The sequence below is a fragment of the Streptomyces sp. NPDC002623 genome, assembly GCF_053592635.1.
In genome coordinates, this window is sequence record NZ_JBSFWB010000024.1 from 96215 (window position 1) to 112333 (window position 16119).

The window sequence follows — 16119 nt, forward strand, 5'->3', positions numbered from 1 at the left end:
AGTAACAAGCGCACTACCTTTCAACGCGTTTCGAGCACGCGCTTTAGAACGACCGTTCCGCGGTGGACCCCCCTCGACCCTCCCCGCCGGAATCCGGTGAGCCGCCATTGCTGTCCCGAACCCCCCACCGTGCTGTCTGACCCTTGATTCGGAGAATCATGACGTCCGCTGTGCGTTCCGAGGACATGATCATCGGCATCACACCTTTCGGCGAACCCGACGCCGGACTCGCCCTGGCGGTCGGCCGGGCCGGCGGGTTAGGCGTGCTCGACCTCGGGTCCGGCGACCGAAGAACCCGAGAGGCCCTCTCCCGCCTGCGCCGCGCGTCGCCCGGCGCCTTCGGCGTCCGGATCGGCGCACACTGCCGACTCGCCCCCGCCGACCTGGAGCCGTACGGCCCGGCAACGGTGGTCCTCACGGCGGCCGCAACGCAGGCGACCCGGGCGACGGAAGCGGCGGCAGCCGCCGAGGCCGGAGACGCCGCCGAGGCCGGAGACGCCGCCGCGGCACACTGGCCGATCGCCGAACTCGCGGCGCGCTACCGGGTCCTGGTGGAGGTCACCGACCTGCCGGGCGCGCAGGACGCGGTGCACGCCGGGGCGCACGGCCTGATCGCCCGGGGTTCCGAGTCCGGCGGCCGGATCGGCGAACTGAGCACCTTCGTGCTGCTCCAGCAGCTTCTCGCCGCACCCGAGGTGAGCGTGCCGGTGTGGGCGTGCGGCGGCATCGGCCCGCACACGACCGCCGCCGCGGTGGCCGGCGGGGCGGCCGGGGTCGTCCTGGACAGCCAGCTCGCGCTGCTCGCCGAGTCGGCGCTGCCCGAGTCGTCCGCGGCGGCGCTGCGCACCCTGGACGGCTCGGAGACCGTCGTCCTGGCCGGTCACCGCGTGCTGCTGCGGCGGGGCCCGGACGCCCCACGGATCCCGGAGGACGCCGGACCGGAGGCGGTGGCGGCGCTGCTGGGCGCGCAGGATCCCCGTACCCAGCTGCTCCCGGTGGGTCAGGACGGCTTCCTCGCCGCCCGGTTCGCCGAGCGCTGGGGCGATGTCCGGCGGACGGTGCGCGGGCTGCGGGACGCGGCTCTGCACGCCCTGCGCGACGACACGGCCGGCCGCGCGCTGCGGGCCGGGTCGCCGATGAGCCGGGCGCTCGGCACCCGGCTCCCCGTCGCGCAGGGGCCGATGACCCGGGTGAGCGACGGGCCCGCGTTCGCCGCGGCGGTGGCGGCGGACGGCGCGCTGCCGTTCCTGGCGCTGGCCCTGGCGGACGGCCCGCGGACGCGGACGATGCTGGCCGAGACCCGGGACGCGGCGGCCGGCCGGCCCTGGGGCGTGGGCGTCCTGGGCTTCGCACCGGAGGACGTGCGCACGGCCCAGCTGGACGCCGTACGAGAACTGCGGCCGACGCACGCGATCATCGCGGGCGGACGGCCGTCCCAGGCGCAGGCGTTGGAGCGGGACGGCATCCGCACCTTCCTGCACGTGCCCTCGCCGGGCCTGCTGCGGCAGTTCCTGGAGGCCGGGGTGCGCCGGTTCGTGTTCGAGGGCTCGGAGTGCGGCGGACACATCGGACCGCGTGCCTCCTTTCCGCTCTGGGAGGCCCAACTCGCCGTCCTGGACGACTTCTTCACGGGCCGCGACGCCGACGACGTCGAGGTGTTCTTCGCGGGCGGCGTCCACGACGAGCGGTCGGCCGCGATGGTCGCCGCGCTCGCCGCGCCGCTCACCGCGCGCGGGGCGGCCGTCGGCGTGCTGATGGGCACCGCGTACCTGTTCACCGAGGAGGCGGTGGCGCACGGCGCGATCCAGCCGCTCTTCCAGCGGCAGGTCATGGACGCCGAGCGCACCACGCTCCTGGAGTCGGCGCCGGGGCACGCCACGCGCTGTGTGCCGAGCCCGTTCGCCGCCGACTACCGTGACCAGGAAGCCCGGTTGCGCGCCGAGGGCGTCCCGGACCGGCGGATCTGGGAGGAGCTGGAGCGGCTCAACGTGGGCCGGCTGCGCCTCGCCAGCAAGGGCACGACCCGGGAGGCGGACGGCGCTCTCACCGCCGTCGACGAGCAACGCCAGCTCGCCGAGGGGATGTTCATGGCCGGCGAGGTGGCCGTGCTGCGCTCGGCGACCACCACGGTCGCGGCGCTCCACCACTGCGTGACGACGGGCGCGGACGAGCATCTCGCCCTGCGCGCCGCCGAGTTGGGACTGCCGGACGAGGTGCGGGAGCCGGCCGCGCCCGCGCCGCTCGACATCGCCGTCGTCGGCATGGCGTGCATGTTCCCGCAGGCGCCCGACCTGCCCACGTTCTGGGCGAACGTCGTCGGGGGCGTGGACGCGGTCGGCGAGGTCCCGGCCGACCGGTGGGACCCGGCCGTCCACCACGGCGAGTCCACCCCGTCCAAGTGGGGCGGCTTCCTGCCCCGCATCCCCTTCGACCCGCTGCGCTACGGCATCCCGCCCGCGTCACTCGGCAGCGTCGAGCCGGTGCAGCTGCTGGCCCTGGAGGCCGCACGGCGGGCACTGGAGGACGCCGGATACGGCGACGGGGGCCGGGAGTTCGACCGCTCCCGCACCTCCGTGGTGTTCGGTGCGGAGGCCGGCAGCGACCTGTCGAACGCGGCGACGCTGCGCGCGGTGCTGCCCTCGTACTACGGGAAGGTCCCGGCGGGCCTCGACGACCAGCTCCCGCGGCTCACCGAGGACTCCTTCCCCGGCATGCTCGCCAACGTCATCTCCGGGCGGATCGCCAACCGGCTCGACCTCGGCGGCGCCAACTACACCGTCGACGCCGCCTGCGCCTCCTCGCTGGCCGCGGTGGACGTCGCCTGCAAGGAACTGATCGGCGGCACCTCCGACGCGGTGCTGTGCGGCGGCGCCGACCTGCACAACGGCATCAACGACTACGTCCTCTTCTCGTCCGTGCACGCCCTGTCGCCGACCGGCCGCTCCCGCGCCTTCGACGGCTCGGCGGACGGCATCGCGCTGGGCGAGGGCGTGGCCTGCGTCGTCCTCAAGCGGCTCGCGGACGCCGAACGCGACGGCGACCGGATCTACGGCGTCATCAAGGGCCTCGGTTCCTCCAGCGACGGCCGCTCCCTCGGACTGACCGCCCCCAGGCCCGAGGGCCAGCGCTCGGCCCTGGAGCGCGCCTACCGCAACGCGGGCGTCTCCCCGGCCGACGTCGGACTCGTCGAGGCGCACGGCACCGGGACGGTCGTCGGCGACCGCACCGAACTGCGCATCCTCAGCGAGGTGTTCGGCGAGGCCGGGGCCCGGCCGGGCGGCTGTGTGATCGGTTCCGTGAAGTCGCAGATCGGCCACACGAAGTGCGCCGCCGGACTGGCCGGCCTGATCAAGGCGCTGCTGGCCCTGCACACCGGCGTCCGGCCGCCCACCCTGCACGTCCAGGCCCCCAACCCGGCCTGGGACGCGGACGGCAGCCCCTTCGCCTTCCATGCGGAGGCCCGCCCCTGGGCCACGCCCGCGGAGGAACGGGTCGCGGGAGTCAGCGCGTTCGGCTTCGGCGGGACCAACTTCCATGTGGTGCTAAGCGCTTACGCCGACGGCGTGCCGCCGGTGCGGGGACTGGACGCCTGGCCGGCCGAGCTGTTCGTCTTCCGCGGCCGCGACGAGGCCACGGCCCGCCGCTCGATGGAGGAGCTCCTCAAGGCGGCGCAGGCCGAGGGCAGCCCCTGGCGGCTGCGGGACCTGGCGCTGGCCGCGGCACGGCGGTCGGACGCGAGCGGGGATCCGGCGCGGCTCGCGATCGTGGCCACGGACGTCGCCGACCTGATCGAGAAGCTGCGCCGGGCACTGACCGATCCCGCCCAGGACGCTGCGGCGCGGGGCGTCCATCGCGCCGCACAGGAAGACGCCCCAGGCGAGGCCAAGGTCGCCTTCCTCTTCCCCGGCCAGGGCAGCCAGCGCACCGGCATGCTCGCCGAGCTGTTCGTCGCCCTCCCCGAGCTGCGCCCCTACCTGGAGCTCGGACGCGCCCACGCCGACGCCCTGTACCCGCCGGCCGCCTTCGACGACGCCGTGCGCGGCCGGCAGCAGGCCGCGCTGACCGACACCCGGGTGGCACAGCCGGCCCTCGGCATCGCGGGCCTCGCCGCCCACGCCGTGCTCACCGCGGCCGGGATCCGCCCCGACATGGCCGCCGGACACAGCTACGGCGAGCTGGTCGCCCTCTGCGCGGCCGGCGCCCTGACGCCCGAGACGTTGCTGGAGCTGAGCTCGGAGCGGGCCACGGCGATCCTCGAAGCCGCTTCGGACCGGGGCGGCGATCCGGGGACCATGGCCGCCGTCTCGGCGGGCGCGGCGGAGGTGACCCAGGCGCTCAAGGCGGCGTCCGCACCGGACTCCGTCGTCGTCGCCAACCGCAACTCGCCCGAGCAGACGGTGATCTCGGGGCCGTCGGAGGCAGTCGCCGAGGCCGTACGGCTGCTGCGCGAGGCCGGTCTCGGGGCCAAGCGCATCCCCGTCGCCTGCGCCTTCCACAGCCCGCTGGTCGCCGGGGCCGGCGACCGGTTCGCCGGGGCGCTCGCCGCTCGCCCGGTGCACGCGCCCGAGTTCCCGGTGTGGTCCAACCGCACGGCCGCCCCCTACCCCGCCGACGCCGACGCGGTACGGGCCGAGCTCGCCGCCCAGATCGGCGCCCCGGTCGCCTTCGCCGAACAGATCGAGGCCATGTACGAGGCGGGGGCCCGCGTCTTCGTCGAGGCCGGTCCCGGGTCGGTGCTGACCCGGCTGGTCGGCCAGATCCTCGGCGACCGTCCGCACCGCACGGTGGCCTGCGAGCCCCGGCCCGGCGGCGGTCTGCGCGGCTGGCTCGACGCCCTGGCCGCGCTCGCCGTCGCGGGACTGCCGGTGCGCACCGGATGGCTGCTGCGCGGCCGGGACGCGGTGGACGCGGTGCGGACCCCCGCGCCGAAGCGGCCCGGCTGGACGGTGGACGGGCAGCTGGTCCGCACCGCCGCCGGCGCCCTCCTGCCCGGTGCGCTCGCACCGGCCCGCCGAGTCGTGGAAACCCCGCACACCCTGGAGACGACTGTGACGACGAACCCCCCGCACGGCGTCCCCTCCGACCAGCGGGACGCGCTCGTCGCCGAATTCCTGCGCACCAGCCGGGAGATGATCGCCGCCCAACGGGACGTCCTGCTCACCTACTTCGGGTCCGCCCCGGGCGCACAGATCGCCTCGCCCGCCGCGGTCTCGCCGCTGGTGATCCAGGCGGTCCCCCAACTCCCCACGCCACAACCGGAACCGGTGCCCACGGCGTCCGCCGCCGCAGCGGAACCCGCCGGGACGGTCGACGGCCGGCAGGTCGACGTCCAGCAGGTCGTCCTGGAGATCATCAGCGAGCGCACCGGCTACCCGATCGACATGATCGAGCCCGACCTCGACCTCGAGGCGGACCTCAGCATCGACTCCATCAAGCGGGCCGAGATCGCGGGCGAGCTGGCCAAGCGCCTCGGCGCCGGGGCCGACGCCGACCTGACCTCGATGGGCGACGACGAGCTGGAGGAGCTGGCGAAGGCACGCACCGCCGCCGCGGTGACCGACTGGCTGACCGCCCGGCTCGGCGGACCGGCGCCCGTACCGGCGGCACTACCGGCGGCCGGGGATCGCGCGCCCACGGCCACGGAGGTCGCACGGCAGGCCCCGCCCGAGGTGACGGGCGAACCGCCCCGGCGGCACGTGCTGCGGCCGGTCCCGCTCGACGAACCCGCCGAGCGGCCCGCCCCCGCCGCCGTCCTCTCCGGCGCCCGCTGGATCCTCCTCGGGGACGCCCCCGAGGTCGCCGCCCGCCTGGTGTCCCACGGCGCCGACGTCGTCGTACGCGCCCCTGATCACGTCCTGACGGAGGCGGACGGGCCGGTCGACGGCGTGCTGTCCCTCGGGGCCCTCGCCGGTGACGACGACACGCCCGTCCTGCCCGACGCGTTCCCGGTCCTGAAGGCGGCCCTGGCGCGCGGCCCGCGCCGGCTCCTCGCCCTGCGGGCCGCCGACGGCGAGACACCCGACGCCCGGACCGCGGGACTGCGCGGGCTGTTCAGGACCGTGGCCCGCGAGTACCCGGAGACGTTCGCCCGGGTCGTCGAACTCGCCGACGCCTCGCCGTCCGCCGTCGCGGACGCCGTCGTCGCCGAGGCCGTCGCGCCGGACCGCACCCCGGTCGTGCTGCGCACGGCGGCCGGCCGGCACGGCTTCGAACTGGTCGAGGCGCCGCTGGGCGCACTCGGCAGCACGGGCGCCGGACCGGCCGGGGACGGAGCCGCGGAGGCGGCCGCGCTCGGCCTCGACCAGGACTCGGTGGTGCTGCTGGCCGGCGGGGCGCGGGGCATCACCGCACAGTTCGCCGTCGCGCTCGCCGCCGCCTCCCGCTGCCGTCTGGAGCTGCTCGGCCGCACACCGGCGCCGGAGGGTCCCGAGGACGCGGACACCGCGGCCGCGCGCACCCCGGCCGATCTGCGCGCGGCCCTCGCCGCCCGCGGCGGCATGAAGCCCGCGGAGATCAACCGGGCGGCCGAACTCCTGCTGGCCCAGCGGGAGATCACCGCCACCCTGGCCGAACTCACCGCACTCGGCAGCCGGGCCCGGTACCGCTCGGTCGACTTCCGGGAGCCCGCGGCGGTGCTCCAGGCGGTGAAGGAGATCCACGCCGAGCACGGCCGGCTCGACGGCGTGGTGCACGCGGCCGGGGTGATCGAGGACCGGCTCGTCGCCGAGAAGAGCGCCGAGTCCTTCCAGCGGGTCTACGGCACGAAGGCGACCGGCGCCGACGCCCTGCTCACCGCGCTGGAGGAACTGCCCGCGGCGCCCGCGTTCACCGTGCTGTTCGGCTCGATCTCGGCCGTCCTGGGCAACCGGGGCCAGGTGGACTACGCGGCCGCCAACGACGCGCTGGAGACCCTCGGCGCGGCCTTCGCCGCCCGCACCGGGCGCCGTGCGGTGACCGTGCACTGGGGCCCGTGGGCGCCCTCGGCCGCGCACTCCGGCATGGTCGGCGTGGAGCTGGCCCGCGAGTACGCCCGCCGCGGCATCCGGCTGATCGACCCCGAGGAGGGCACCGCGGCACTGCTGCGGGAGCTGGCCTGGGGCGAGGAGTCCGCCACCGCCGTCGTCTACACCGCCTCGGGCTGGTGAACGCACCGGTGACGGCACGTCAGACCCCGGTCGCCATCGTCGGGATGGCGGTGCTGCTGCCGGGCGCCGCCGATCTGGACGCCTACTGGCGGAACCTGCGCGACGGCGTGGACGCGATCGGCGAGGTGCCGGACGACCGTTGGGACGCCGAGTTCTACCGTCCCGGCACCGCGTCCGAACCGGCCGTCGCCGACCGGGTGTACGCGCGGCGGGGCGGGTTCGTGGACGGGCTGGCGGAGGTGGAGGTCACCCGGTTCGGGATCATGCCGAACTCGGTGGCCGGGACCGAGCCCGACCAGCTCATCGCCCTGCACGTGGCCGCGGCCGCCGTCGAGGACGCCGGGGGCATGGACCGTCTCCCCGACCGAGGGCGGGTCGGCGTCGTCCTCGGCCGGGGCGGCTACCTCACCCCCGGTCTGGTCCGACTCGACCAGCGGGTCCGCACCGCGGGCCAACTCGTGCGTACCCTGGGCGAGTTGCTGCCCGACCTGACCGGTGACCAACTCGACCGGGTGCGCACGGCGTTCACCGAGCGGCTCGGTCCGGACAGCCCCGAGTCGGCGATCGGTCTGGTGCCCAACCTCGCCGCGTCCCGGGTCGCCAACCGGCTCGACCTGCGGGGCCCCGCGTACACCGTGGACGCGGCCTGCGCCTCCTCGCTGGTCGCGGTGGACCAGGCGGTGGGCGAACTCGCCTCCGGGCGCTGCGACCTGATGCTCGCCGGGGGCGTCCACCACTGCCACGACATCACGCTGTGGAGCGTGTTCTCCCAGCTCCGCGCGCTCTCCCCCAGCCAGCGCATCCGCCCCTTCCACCGGGACGCCGACGGCATCCTGATCGGCGAGGGGACGGGCGTCGTCGTCCTCAAGCGACTGGCCGACGCCGAGCGCGACGGCGACCGGATCTACGCCGTGATCCGGGGCACCGGCGTGGCGAGCGACGGCCGGGCGGCCGGGCTGGTCAACCCCGATCCCGGCGGTCAGGCGCAGGCGGTACGGCAGGCGTGGCGGGCGGCCGGGCTCGATCCCGCCGAGCCCGGCTCGGTCGGCCTGCTGGAGGCGCACGGCACCGCGACCCCGGCCGGCGACGGCGCCGAACTGTCCACGCTGGCCGAGGTGTTCGGCGGGCCCGGGGACGACGACGCGGTCCTGGGGTCGGTCAAGTCGATGATCGGGCACACCATGCCCGCCGCCGGGGTCGCCGGACTGGTCAAGGCAGCCCTCGCGGTCCACCACCGCACGCTGCTCCCGACGCTGCACTGCGACGACCCGCACCCCGCCCTGGCCCGCACCCGGTTCCGCACCCTGGAGAAGGCGGCCGACTGGGAGAGCGGCGCGGACCGGCCCGTGCGCCGGGCCGCCGTGAACGCGTTCGGGTTCGGCGGGATCAACGCCCATGTGGTGCTGGAGGAGGCGCCGGGCGCACGCGGCGTCCGCACTGCCGTGCCGACGCCCAAGTCCCCGGCTCTGGAAGTCGCCGAACCCGAGCGGGTGTTGCTGCTCGCCGCCGACTCCCCCGCGCGCCTCGCCACCCTCCTGGACGCCGACGACAGCGCCGTGCGGGCCGCCGGACTCGACGCCGCCCACCCGCACCCGGAGGCCGGCCCGGCCCGCCTCGGCATCGTCGACCCGACCGCCAAGCGGCTCGCCCTGGCCCGCCGCGCGGTCGCCAAGCAGCGCGCCTGGCACGGCCGCAGCGACGTCTGGTTCAGGCCGAGCCCCCTCCTGGGCGCCGGTCGGGGCGGCCTCGCGTTCCTGTTCCCCGGCCTGGAGGGCGACTTCACTCCTCAGGTCGACGACGTGGCCGCCCACTTCGGCCTGCCCGCCCTCGCGGTCGACGCGGGCCGGGCGGGCGACGTCGGCCGGCACGGCTTCGGTGTCGTCGCCGTGGGCCGCCTCCTCGACACGGCGCTGCGCCGCAGCGGGATCGTGCCGGACGCGGTCGCCGGACACAGCGTGGGCGAGTGGACGGCGATGGCGACGGCCGGGATGTACGCCGGGGACGAGGTCGACGCGTTCATGGCCGGCTTCGACCCGGACTCGGTGACGGTCCCCGGGCTGGCCTTCGGCGCGATCGGCGCGTCCGCCGAGCGCGTCCTGGCCGCCCTGCGCGACGAGGGCGGCACCGCGGCCGGCCTCGTGCTCTCCCACGACAACGCGCCCGGCCAGTCGATGGTGTGCGGCCCCGAGGCGGCGGTGGAGACCTTCGTGCGGGCCTTTCGCGCGCAGGGCGTGCTCAGCCAGGTGCTGCCGTTCCGGTCCGGCTTCCACACGCCGATGCTGCGCCCCCATCTCGGCCCGATCGAGGAGGCCGCCCGCCGGTTCCGGCTGCACGAACCGCACACCCCGGTCTGGTCCGGGACGACCGCCGCGCCGTTCCCCGCGGACGAGGCGGGGATACGGGCGCTGTTCGTGCGGCACCTGCTGGAACCCGTCCGCTTCCGGCAGCTGGCCGAGGCCCTGTACGCGGCCGGTCACCGGGTGTACGTCCAGGTCGGGCCCGGGCAGCTCGGCTCCCTGGTCGGCGACACCCTGGGCGACCAGGACCACCTGGTGGTCGCCGCCAACTCCCCTCACCGCACGGGCCTCGCCCAACTGCGCCGGGCGGCGGCCGCGTTGTGGACGGCGGGAGCGGCGGTGGCGCCGGCCCTGGCCTCCGCCACCGCGGCCAAGGCGCAACGACCGCCCGTTCGGCTGGACCTGGGCGGCGCGCTGGTGTCGCTGCCGCCGGAGAGGCTGGCCGAACTGCGCAGTGGGCTGCGCCCTCGCCCCGCCGCCGGCGGCCCTTCGCCACTGGACGCGCTCGTCGAACGCTCCCCGATGGCGGCCGAGTTGAACGCGCTGCTGCGGGAGACGGCTGACACGGCCGCGGCCCTGCTGAACGCCCCGGCCCGGCCGGCCCCGCTCGCCCCGCGCCGCAGCACCGTCCATGTCTCCCCCGACACCATGCCGTACCTCATGGACCACTGCTTCTACCCCCAACGCCCCGGCTGGCCGGACGTCGCCGACCGGTGGCCGGTGGTCCCGGCGACGACGATCGTGCAGCACATCGTGGACACGGCCTGCGCGGCGGCCCCCGGCACCGTGCCGGTCGCCGTGCACGGGGCCCGGTTCGAGGAGTGGCTCACCGCCACCCCGGCCGTCGACGTGCCGGTGACGGCGACCCCCGAGGGCCCGGATCGCATGGCCGTCTCGTTCGGCCCCCGGGCCCGCGCCACGGTGGAGCTCGCCGCCGCCCACCCCACCCCGTCCCCCGCCCCCTGGACCACCGATCCGGCGACCGAAGGCACCCCCGACCACACCGCCGCCCAGCTCTACGACGAGCGCTGGATGTTCCACGGCCCGGCGTTCCAGGGCGTCACGGAACTCACCGCGATCGGCGACCGGCACGTCCGCGGGGTCATCACCACCCCGCCCGCGCCCGGCGCGCTGCTGGACAACGTCGGCCAGATCCTCGGCTACTGGATCATGGCGACCCGTACGGAGCGGACCGTGGTGTTCCCGGTCGGGATGCGGGAGATGCGCTTCCACGGGCCGCATCCGGCGCCGGGGACCGAGGTGGGCTGCCTGGTGCGGATCACCTCGCTCACCGACGCGTTCCTGGAGGCCGACGTTCAGCTCACGGTCGGGGGCGCGGTGTGGGCGGAGCTGTACGGCTGGCAGGACCGTCGCTTCGACAACGATCCCAAGACCCGACCCGTCGAGCGCTTCCCCGATCGCCACACGCTGTCCGAGTCCCGGCCGGGCGGCTGGCAGCTGCTGCACGAGCGCTGGCCGGATCTGGCCTCCCGTGAGCTGATCATGCGCAACTCCCTCGGCGGAGTGGAGCGTTCGGAGTACGCGCAGCATGCGCCGCGCGGACGTCGGCAGTGGCTGCTGGGCCGGATCGCGGTCAAGGACGCCGTACGGCAGTGGCTTTGGGACCAGGGCGAGGGCCCGGTCTTCCCGGCGGAGCTGCGGGTGCGCAACGACGAGACGGGCCGCCCGTACGTCACCGGCGTGCACGGCCGTGAACTGCCCGCGCTGGACGTGTCGTTGGCGCACTGCGCGGAGGCGGGCGCGGCGATCGTCCGGCCGCACACCCCGGGTCCCGGTCCGGGGATCGACATCGAGGAGGTCGTCGACCGCACCCCGGAGACCCTGGCCACCGCCCTCGGCCCCGAAGAACTGCGGCTGCTGCACCGGCTGTCGGCGGACACCGGCGACTCCGAGGCCCTGTGGTTCACCCGCTTCTGGACGGCGAAGGAGGCCGTCGCCAAGGCGGAGGGCACCGGATTCGGCGGCAGGCCACGGGACTTCGCCGTGCTGGACGCGGCGCCGTCCGGCGACCGGCTGACCGTGTCGGGCCGCCTGGAACGCGCCTACGCCGTGCACTGCGCACCGGCCGCCAACCCGCCCCGGCTGCCGGACCGCGCCTACGTAGTGGCATGGACGACGGAACACCCGACCACGAAGGAGCACGACGCCCGATGACCTCTCCCACCCCCCACACCCCGGTCGCCGCCGACCAGGAGTCCGTCCTCGCCGATCTCACCGGCATGCTCGCGCGGCTCCTGGAGGACGAGTACGGCCTCGACGACGTCGAGATCGGCATGCGGACGACCTTCAACCGCGATCTGGAGCTGGAGAGCATCGACCTGGTCACCCTGGCCGGTCTGCTCCAGGAGCGGTACGGCGACCGGGTCAACTTCGCCGAGTTCCTGGCCGGCATGGAGTTCGACGAGATCATCGAGCTGACCGTCGGACGGCTCGTCGAGTACGTCGTGACGAGCCTGAAGGCCGCGGAGGCGAGCTGAGTCATGGCGATGGTCGACGCCGGCGCGGTCCGGTTGCACGTTCAGCGGCTCGGCCCCCGGGAGGGCCGGCCGGCCACCGCCACCGTGGTGCTGGTGCACGGTCTGCTCACCGACAGCCTGGCCAGCTACTACTTCACCGTCGCGCCCGCGTTCGCGGCGGCCGGCCTCGACGTCGTCATGTACGACCTGCGCGGCCACGGACGCAGTGAACGACCCGCCGAGGGCTACACGTTGGACGACAACGTCGACGACCTGGCCGCCCTGCTCGACCGGCTGGCGGTGACCGGCCCGGTGCACCTGGTCGGCAACTCCTACGGCGGCACGGTCGCGTTCGGCTACGCGGCCCGGCATCCGGGGCGGGCGGCGAGCGTCAGCCTCATCGAGTCCGAACCGGCCACCGCCGCCTGGGCGGTGAAGCTCGGCGGGATCCTGGACCGTGTGGTGACCCAGCTCGCGCACAACGAGGCCGACGCGATCCGCTGGATCACCGCCAACCGCGGTCAGAACACCGCGCGCCTGGCCAAGGGCGCGGCCCGGCTCGCCCGGGAGACCACCCTCGGACGGGACATCCCGGCCAGCCGGGTGCTGACGGAGGATCAGATCTCCGCCGTGCGCTGCCCGGTGCTCGGCCTGTACGGCGGTGACTCCGACCTGGCCGGGCTGGCGCCCTGGCTGGAGGCGGTGCTGCCGGACTGCCGGACCGTGGTGATCCCGGGGCACGAGCACTCGGTCCTGGTGGAGGCCTCGGGGACGGTCGGCGGGCACATCCTGTCCCTCGTCGACGGGGCCGGCCGGGTCGCGGCGGAGGCGGCCGGGTGAGCCGATTCCTGTTCGTCGTACCGCCGTTGGTGGGTCACATCAACCCGACGGTCGGCGTCGCCGCCGAACTCACGGCGCGGGGACACCTGGTGGCGTGGGCGTGCCCCGACCCGGAGCTGGTCCTGCGGCTGGCGGGTTCCGCGGCCGGGGCGGTCTTCGCGTGCGCCGGGGCTGCCCCGGGCGAGCGGCCCGCCGAACTGCGCGGCCCGGAAGCGCTGAAGTTCCTGTGGGAGTGGTACCTGCTGCCGCTGGCCGAGGCGATGGCGCCGGGGGTGCGGACGGCCGTCGAGGCGTTCCGGCCGGACGTCGTCGTCGCCGACCAGCAGGCCTTCGCCGGTGCGCTGGTCGCGGAGCGGCTGGGGCTGCCGTGGGCGACCTCGGCGACCACGTCGGCCGAGTTCACCGACCCCCTCGCCGGGCTGCCCAAGGTCGGGCAGTGGCTGGAGGAGCGACTGGCCGGGCTGCGGGCCGCCGTCGGGGATCCGGCGGGCGCCGCCGACCCCCGCTTCTCACCGCATCTCGTCCTGGCCTTCAGCACACCGGAGTTGGCGGGCGACTCCCGCGAGGGGGTCCGCTGGGTGGGGCCGTCGATCACCGCCCGCCCGGCCGCGTCCGACTTTCCCTGGGAGTGGCTCGACGCCCGCGGCGGGGCGCCCGGCGACACCGGCCGCGCGACCGTGCTGGTCACGCTCGGAACGGCCAACACCGACGTCGGCGGCCGGTTCCTCGACGTGTGCCGAAGTGCGCTGCGGGAGCGGGCCGACCGGGTGCAGGCAGTGATCGTCGACCCCGGCGGCACGCTGGAGCCGGCCCGGGGCGAGGACAGGGGCAAGGACGACAAGGACGTGCTCATCGTGCCGTCGGTGCCCCAACTCGCCCTGCTGGAAAGGGGTGTCGGGGCGGTCGTCTGCCATGCCGGGCACAACAGCGTGTGCGAGGCGCTGTGGCACGGGACGCCGCTCGTGGTGGCCCCCATCCGCGACGACCAGCCGGTGGTCGCCGGGCAGGTCGCGCAGGCCGGGGCCGGGGTGCGGGTGCGGTTCGGCCGGGCCGGCGCACGGCAGGTGGGCGCGGCGATCGACGCCGTCCTGGACGACCCCGGCTACCGGGTCGCGGCCGACCGGATCCGCAAGGCGTTCCGCGCCGCGGGCGGCGCCCCCGCCGCGGCGGACCAACTCGACGAACTGGCCAGGGAGTTCAGATGAGCGACGAGACCGAGCCCGCCGAGCGGATCGCCGAGCTGCGGCCCGGCTACCAGGCGGACATCGCCGCCGGCCCGGACCGCCTCTTCGAGCCGCGGCGCACCGACTGCCCCTGGTGCGGATCGTCGGAGCTGTCCACCCGGCTGCGCACCACCGACCTGCTCCAGCACAAGCCGGGCCGCTTCGTCCTCGACCGGTGCGGGGGCTGCGGTCACACCTTCCAGAACCCTCGACTGAGCGCGGAGGGACTGGAGTTCTACTACCGGGACTTCTACGACGGGCTGGGCGAGAAGAAGCTCGGCGACACCTTCGGGGGCCGTACGAAGATGTACCGGGGACGGGCCGCGTCGATGCTGCCGCACGACCCCACGCCGAAGGCCTGGCTGGACGTCGGCACCGGGCACGGTCACTTCTGCGCGACCGCCCAGGAGGTGCTGCCCGACACCACGTTCGACGGTCTCGACTTCACCGACGGCGTCGAACTCGCCGAGCAGGAGGGCCGGGTGGCGCACGGTTACCGGGGCGCTTTCCCCGACCTCGCGCCCGAACTGGCCGCCCGTTACGACGTGGTGAGCATGTTCCACTACCTGGAGCACAGCACCGACCCCGACCGGGAACTGCGCGCCGCACGCGAGACGGTACGACCCGGCGGCCATCTCCTCATCGAGGTGCCGGACCCCGAGAGCCGATACGCCCGGCTCCTGGGCCGCTGGTGGCTACCCTGGCTGCAGCCGCAGCACCTGCACTTCGTGCCGGTGGCCAACCTGCGCGAACGGCTCTCGCAGCTGGGCTTCACCGTGGTGGCGGAGCAGCACGCCGAACCGCACGACCCGGTCGATCTGCTGGCCGCCGTCTGGCTGGCGCTGGACCACGCGGCGCCGCGCGAGGACGCGCCGTGGCTGCCCGAGCCGCCGAACGCGCTGCGCCGCACGGTGCGCGGAGCGCTGCTGCTCGCCGGGATTCCGGCGCTGATCGTGGGCACTCTGCTCGACCGGTTCGCGGTGCGGCCGCTGTCGCACCGGCTGGGCGTGTCCAACGCCTATCGGATCGTGGCCCGGCGCGAGTGACGCGTGGGTGCGCATCCGGGTCGCGCCGTGCTAGCTTCGCCCCGTTCCCATCATCAGGAATCCTGGCGATCGCCGGTACGGCTCGACGAACGGAACGCGTATGTCCATCCTGGCCCGACCGGGGGTGGCCGCCCTCGCCGCCAAGACGATGCAGGGCCTGACCGGGCTGGCGGGCCGACGCTCCGGCGGCCCCGGCTCACCGGCCGCCTGGCAGGCCCGCTTCCCCGAATACCCGCGCGATGTCAGCGAGTTGACGGTCCCGACCTCCGTCGCCCCGGCCCCGGTCACGGTGTACGCGCCGCCGGCCGGGACGGCGACGCGCCCGCCCGTGCACGTCAACTTCCACGGCGGCGGCTACGTCATGTCGATGCCGGAGGTGGACGACGCGCTGTGCCGGTTCCTCGCCGTCGAGGCGGGCGTGGTCGTCGTCAACGTCAAGTACGTCGTCGCCCCGCAGCACCCGTTCCCGGCGCCGACCACCCAGGCGTACGACGTCGTCCGCTGGGTGGCCGAGCACGGCGCGGAGCACGGCTGGGACGGCGGGCGGCTCACCGTGGGCGGGCAGAGCGCCGGCGGCGGGCTCACCGCGGCCGTGGCCCGGCAGTCGCTGGAGCAGGGCGGCCCCACGATGGCACTCCAGGTGCTGCACTACCCGCCGCTGGACCTCGCGACCGCCGCGAAGGCCAAGAAGGCGGCCGTCGCCAAGCCCATGCTGCGGCCGTGGATGGGGGAGATCTTCGACACCTCCTATGTGCCCGACCCTCGCGAGCGCGCCCACCGGCTCGTCTCGCCCGCGGGGGCCGCGGACACCGCCGACCTCAAGGGCATCGCCCCGGCGCTGGTGATCACCGCCGAGTACGACCTGCTCAGGAACGAGGCGGCGCGGTACGCCGAGCGCCTCGGCACGGCCGGCGCCCTCGTCGAGCACCACGAGGTCGGCGGCGCGGACCACGGCTACGACACCAAGGACGACGAACGGGCCCGCGCCACCTACGCCCTGATCGCCCGTCACATCAGACAGGCGACCGCCGCGGCCGCCTCCTGAAGGGCCGGGAGAGGCGGAACCTCCCCCCTCCCCCGGCCCCCCTCCC

Annotated in this window: 7 protein-coding genes; all 7 read left to right on the plus strand. The window is 75.4% G+C overall.

What is annotated here, in order from left to right; all coding sequences use genetic code 11:
• Positions 1-158 precede the first annotated feature (158 nt).
• The 7 genes from ACWD4O_RS34620 (at position 159) to ACWD4O_RS34650 (ending at position 16073) form a co-directional block, all read left to right on the plus strand.
• Positions 159-7145, plus strand: a complete 6987-nt coding sequence (locus ACWD4O_RS34620) for an SDR family oxidoreductase (protein WP_451286047.1) — start codon at positions 159-161, stop codon at positions 7143-7145.
• An 8-nt stretch (positions 7146-7153) separates the two neighbouring features.
• The gene (locus ACWD4O_RS34625; protein WP_451286049.1) at positions 7154-11617 is read left to right on the plus strand and encodes a beta-ketoacyl synthase N-terminal-like domain-containing protein; all 4464 of its coding nucleotides are present in this window, start codon (positions 7154-7156) and stop codon (positions 11615-11617) included.
• On the plus strand, positions 11614-11940 hold the full coding sequence (locus ACWD4O_RS34630; protein ID WP_451286051.1) for an acyl carrier protein: 327 nt from the start codon (positions 11614-11616) through the stop codon (positions 11938-11940). The genes ACWD4O_RS34625 and ACWD4O_RS34630 overlap by 4 nt, the downstream gene beginning before the upstream one ends.
• 3 nt (positions 11941-11943) lie before the next feature.
• On the plus strand, positions 11944-12759 hold the full coding sequence (locus ACWD4O_RS34635) for an alpha/beta fold hydrolase (protein WP_451286053.1): 816 nt from the start codon (positions 11944-11946) through the stop codon (positions 12757-12759).
• The gene (locus ACWD4O_RS34640; RefSeq protein ID WP_451286055.1) at positions 12756-13964 is read left to right on the plus strand and encodes a glycosyltransferase; all 1209 of its coding nucleotides are present in this window, start codon (positions 12756-12758) and stop codon (positions 13962-13964) included. The genes ACWD4O_RS34635 and ACWD4O_RS34640 overlap by 4 nt, the downstream gene beginning before the upstream one ends.
• Positions 13961-15028: a class I SAM-dependent methyltransferase gene (locus ACWD4O_RS34645; RefSeq protein ID WP_451286057.1), complete on the plus strand. Its 1068-nt coding sequence runs from the start codon at positions 13961-13963 to the stop codon at positions 15026-15028. Before ACWD4O_RS34640 ends, ACWD4O_RS34645 begins: the two co-directional genes overlap by 4 nt.
• A gap of 100 nt (positions 15029-15128) precedes the next feature.
• On the plus strand, positions 15129-16073 hold the full coding sequence (locus ACWD4O_RS34650; protein WP_451286058.1) for an alpha/beta hydrolase: 945 nt from the start codon (positions 15129-15131) through the stop codon (positions 16071-16073).
• Positions 16074-16119: the final 46 nt, after the last annotated feature.

Bases quoted from the DNA above. Each gene is read 5' to 3' on its own strand.
- ACWD4O_RS34620 (WP_451286047.1), top strand. From the start codon at position 159: ATGACGTCCGCTGTGCGTTCCGAGGACATGATCATCGGCATCACACCT.
- ACWD4O_RS34650 (WP_451286058.1), top strand. From the start codon at position 15,129: ATGTCCATCCTGGCCCGACCGGGGGTGGCCGCCCTCGCCGCCAAGACG.
- ACWD4O_RS34630 (WP_451286051.1), top strand. From the start codon at position 11,614: ATGACCTCTCCCACCCCCCACACCCCGGTCGCCGCCGACCAGGAGTCC.
- ACWD4O_RS34645 (WP_451286057.1), top strand. From the start codon at position 13,961: ATGAGCGACGAGACCGAGCCCGCCGAGCGGATCGCCGAGCTGCGGCCC.
- ACWD4O_RS34635 (WP_451286053.1), top strand. From the start codon at position 11,944: ATGGCGATGGTCGACGCCGGCGCGGTCCGGTTGCACGTTCAGCGGCTC.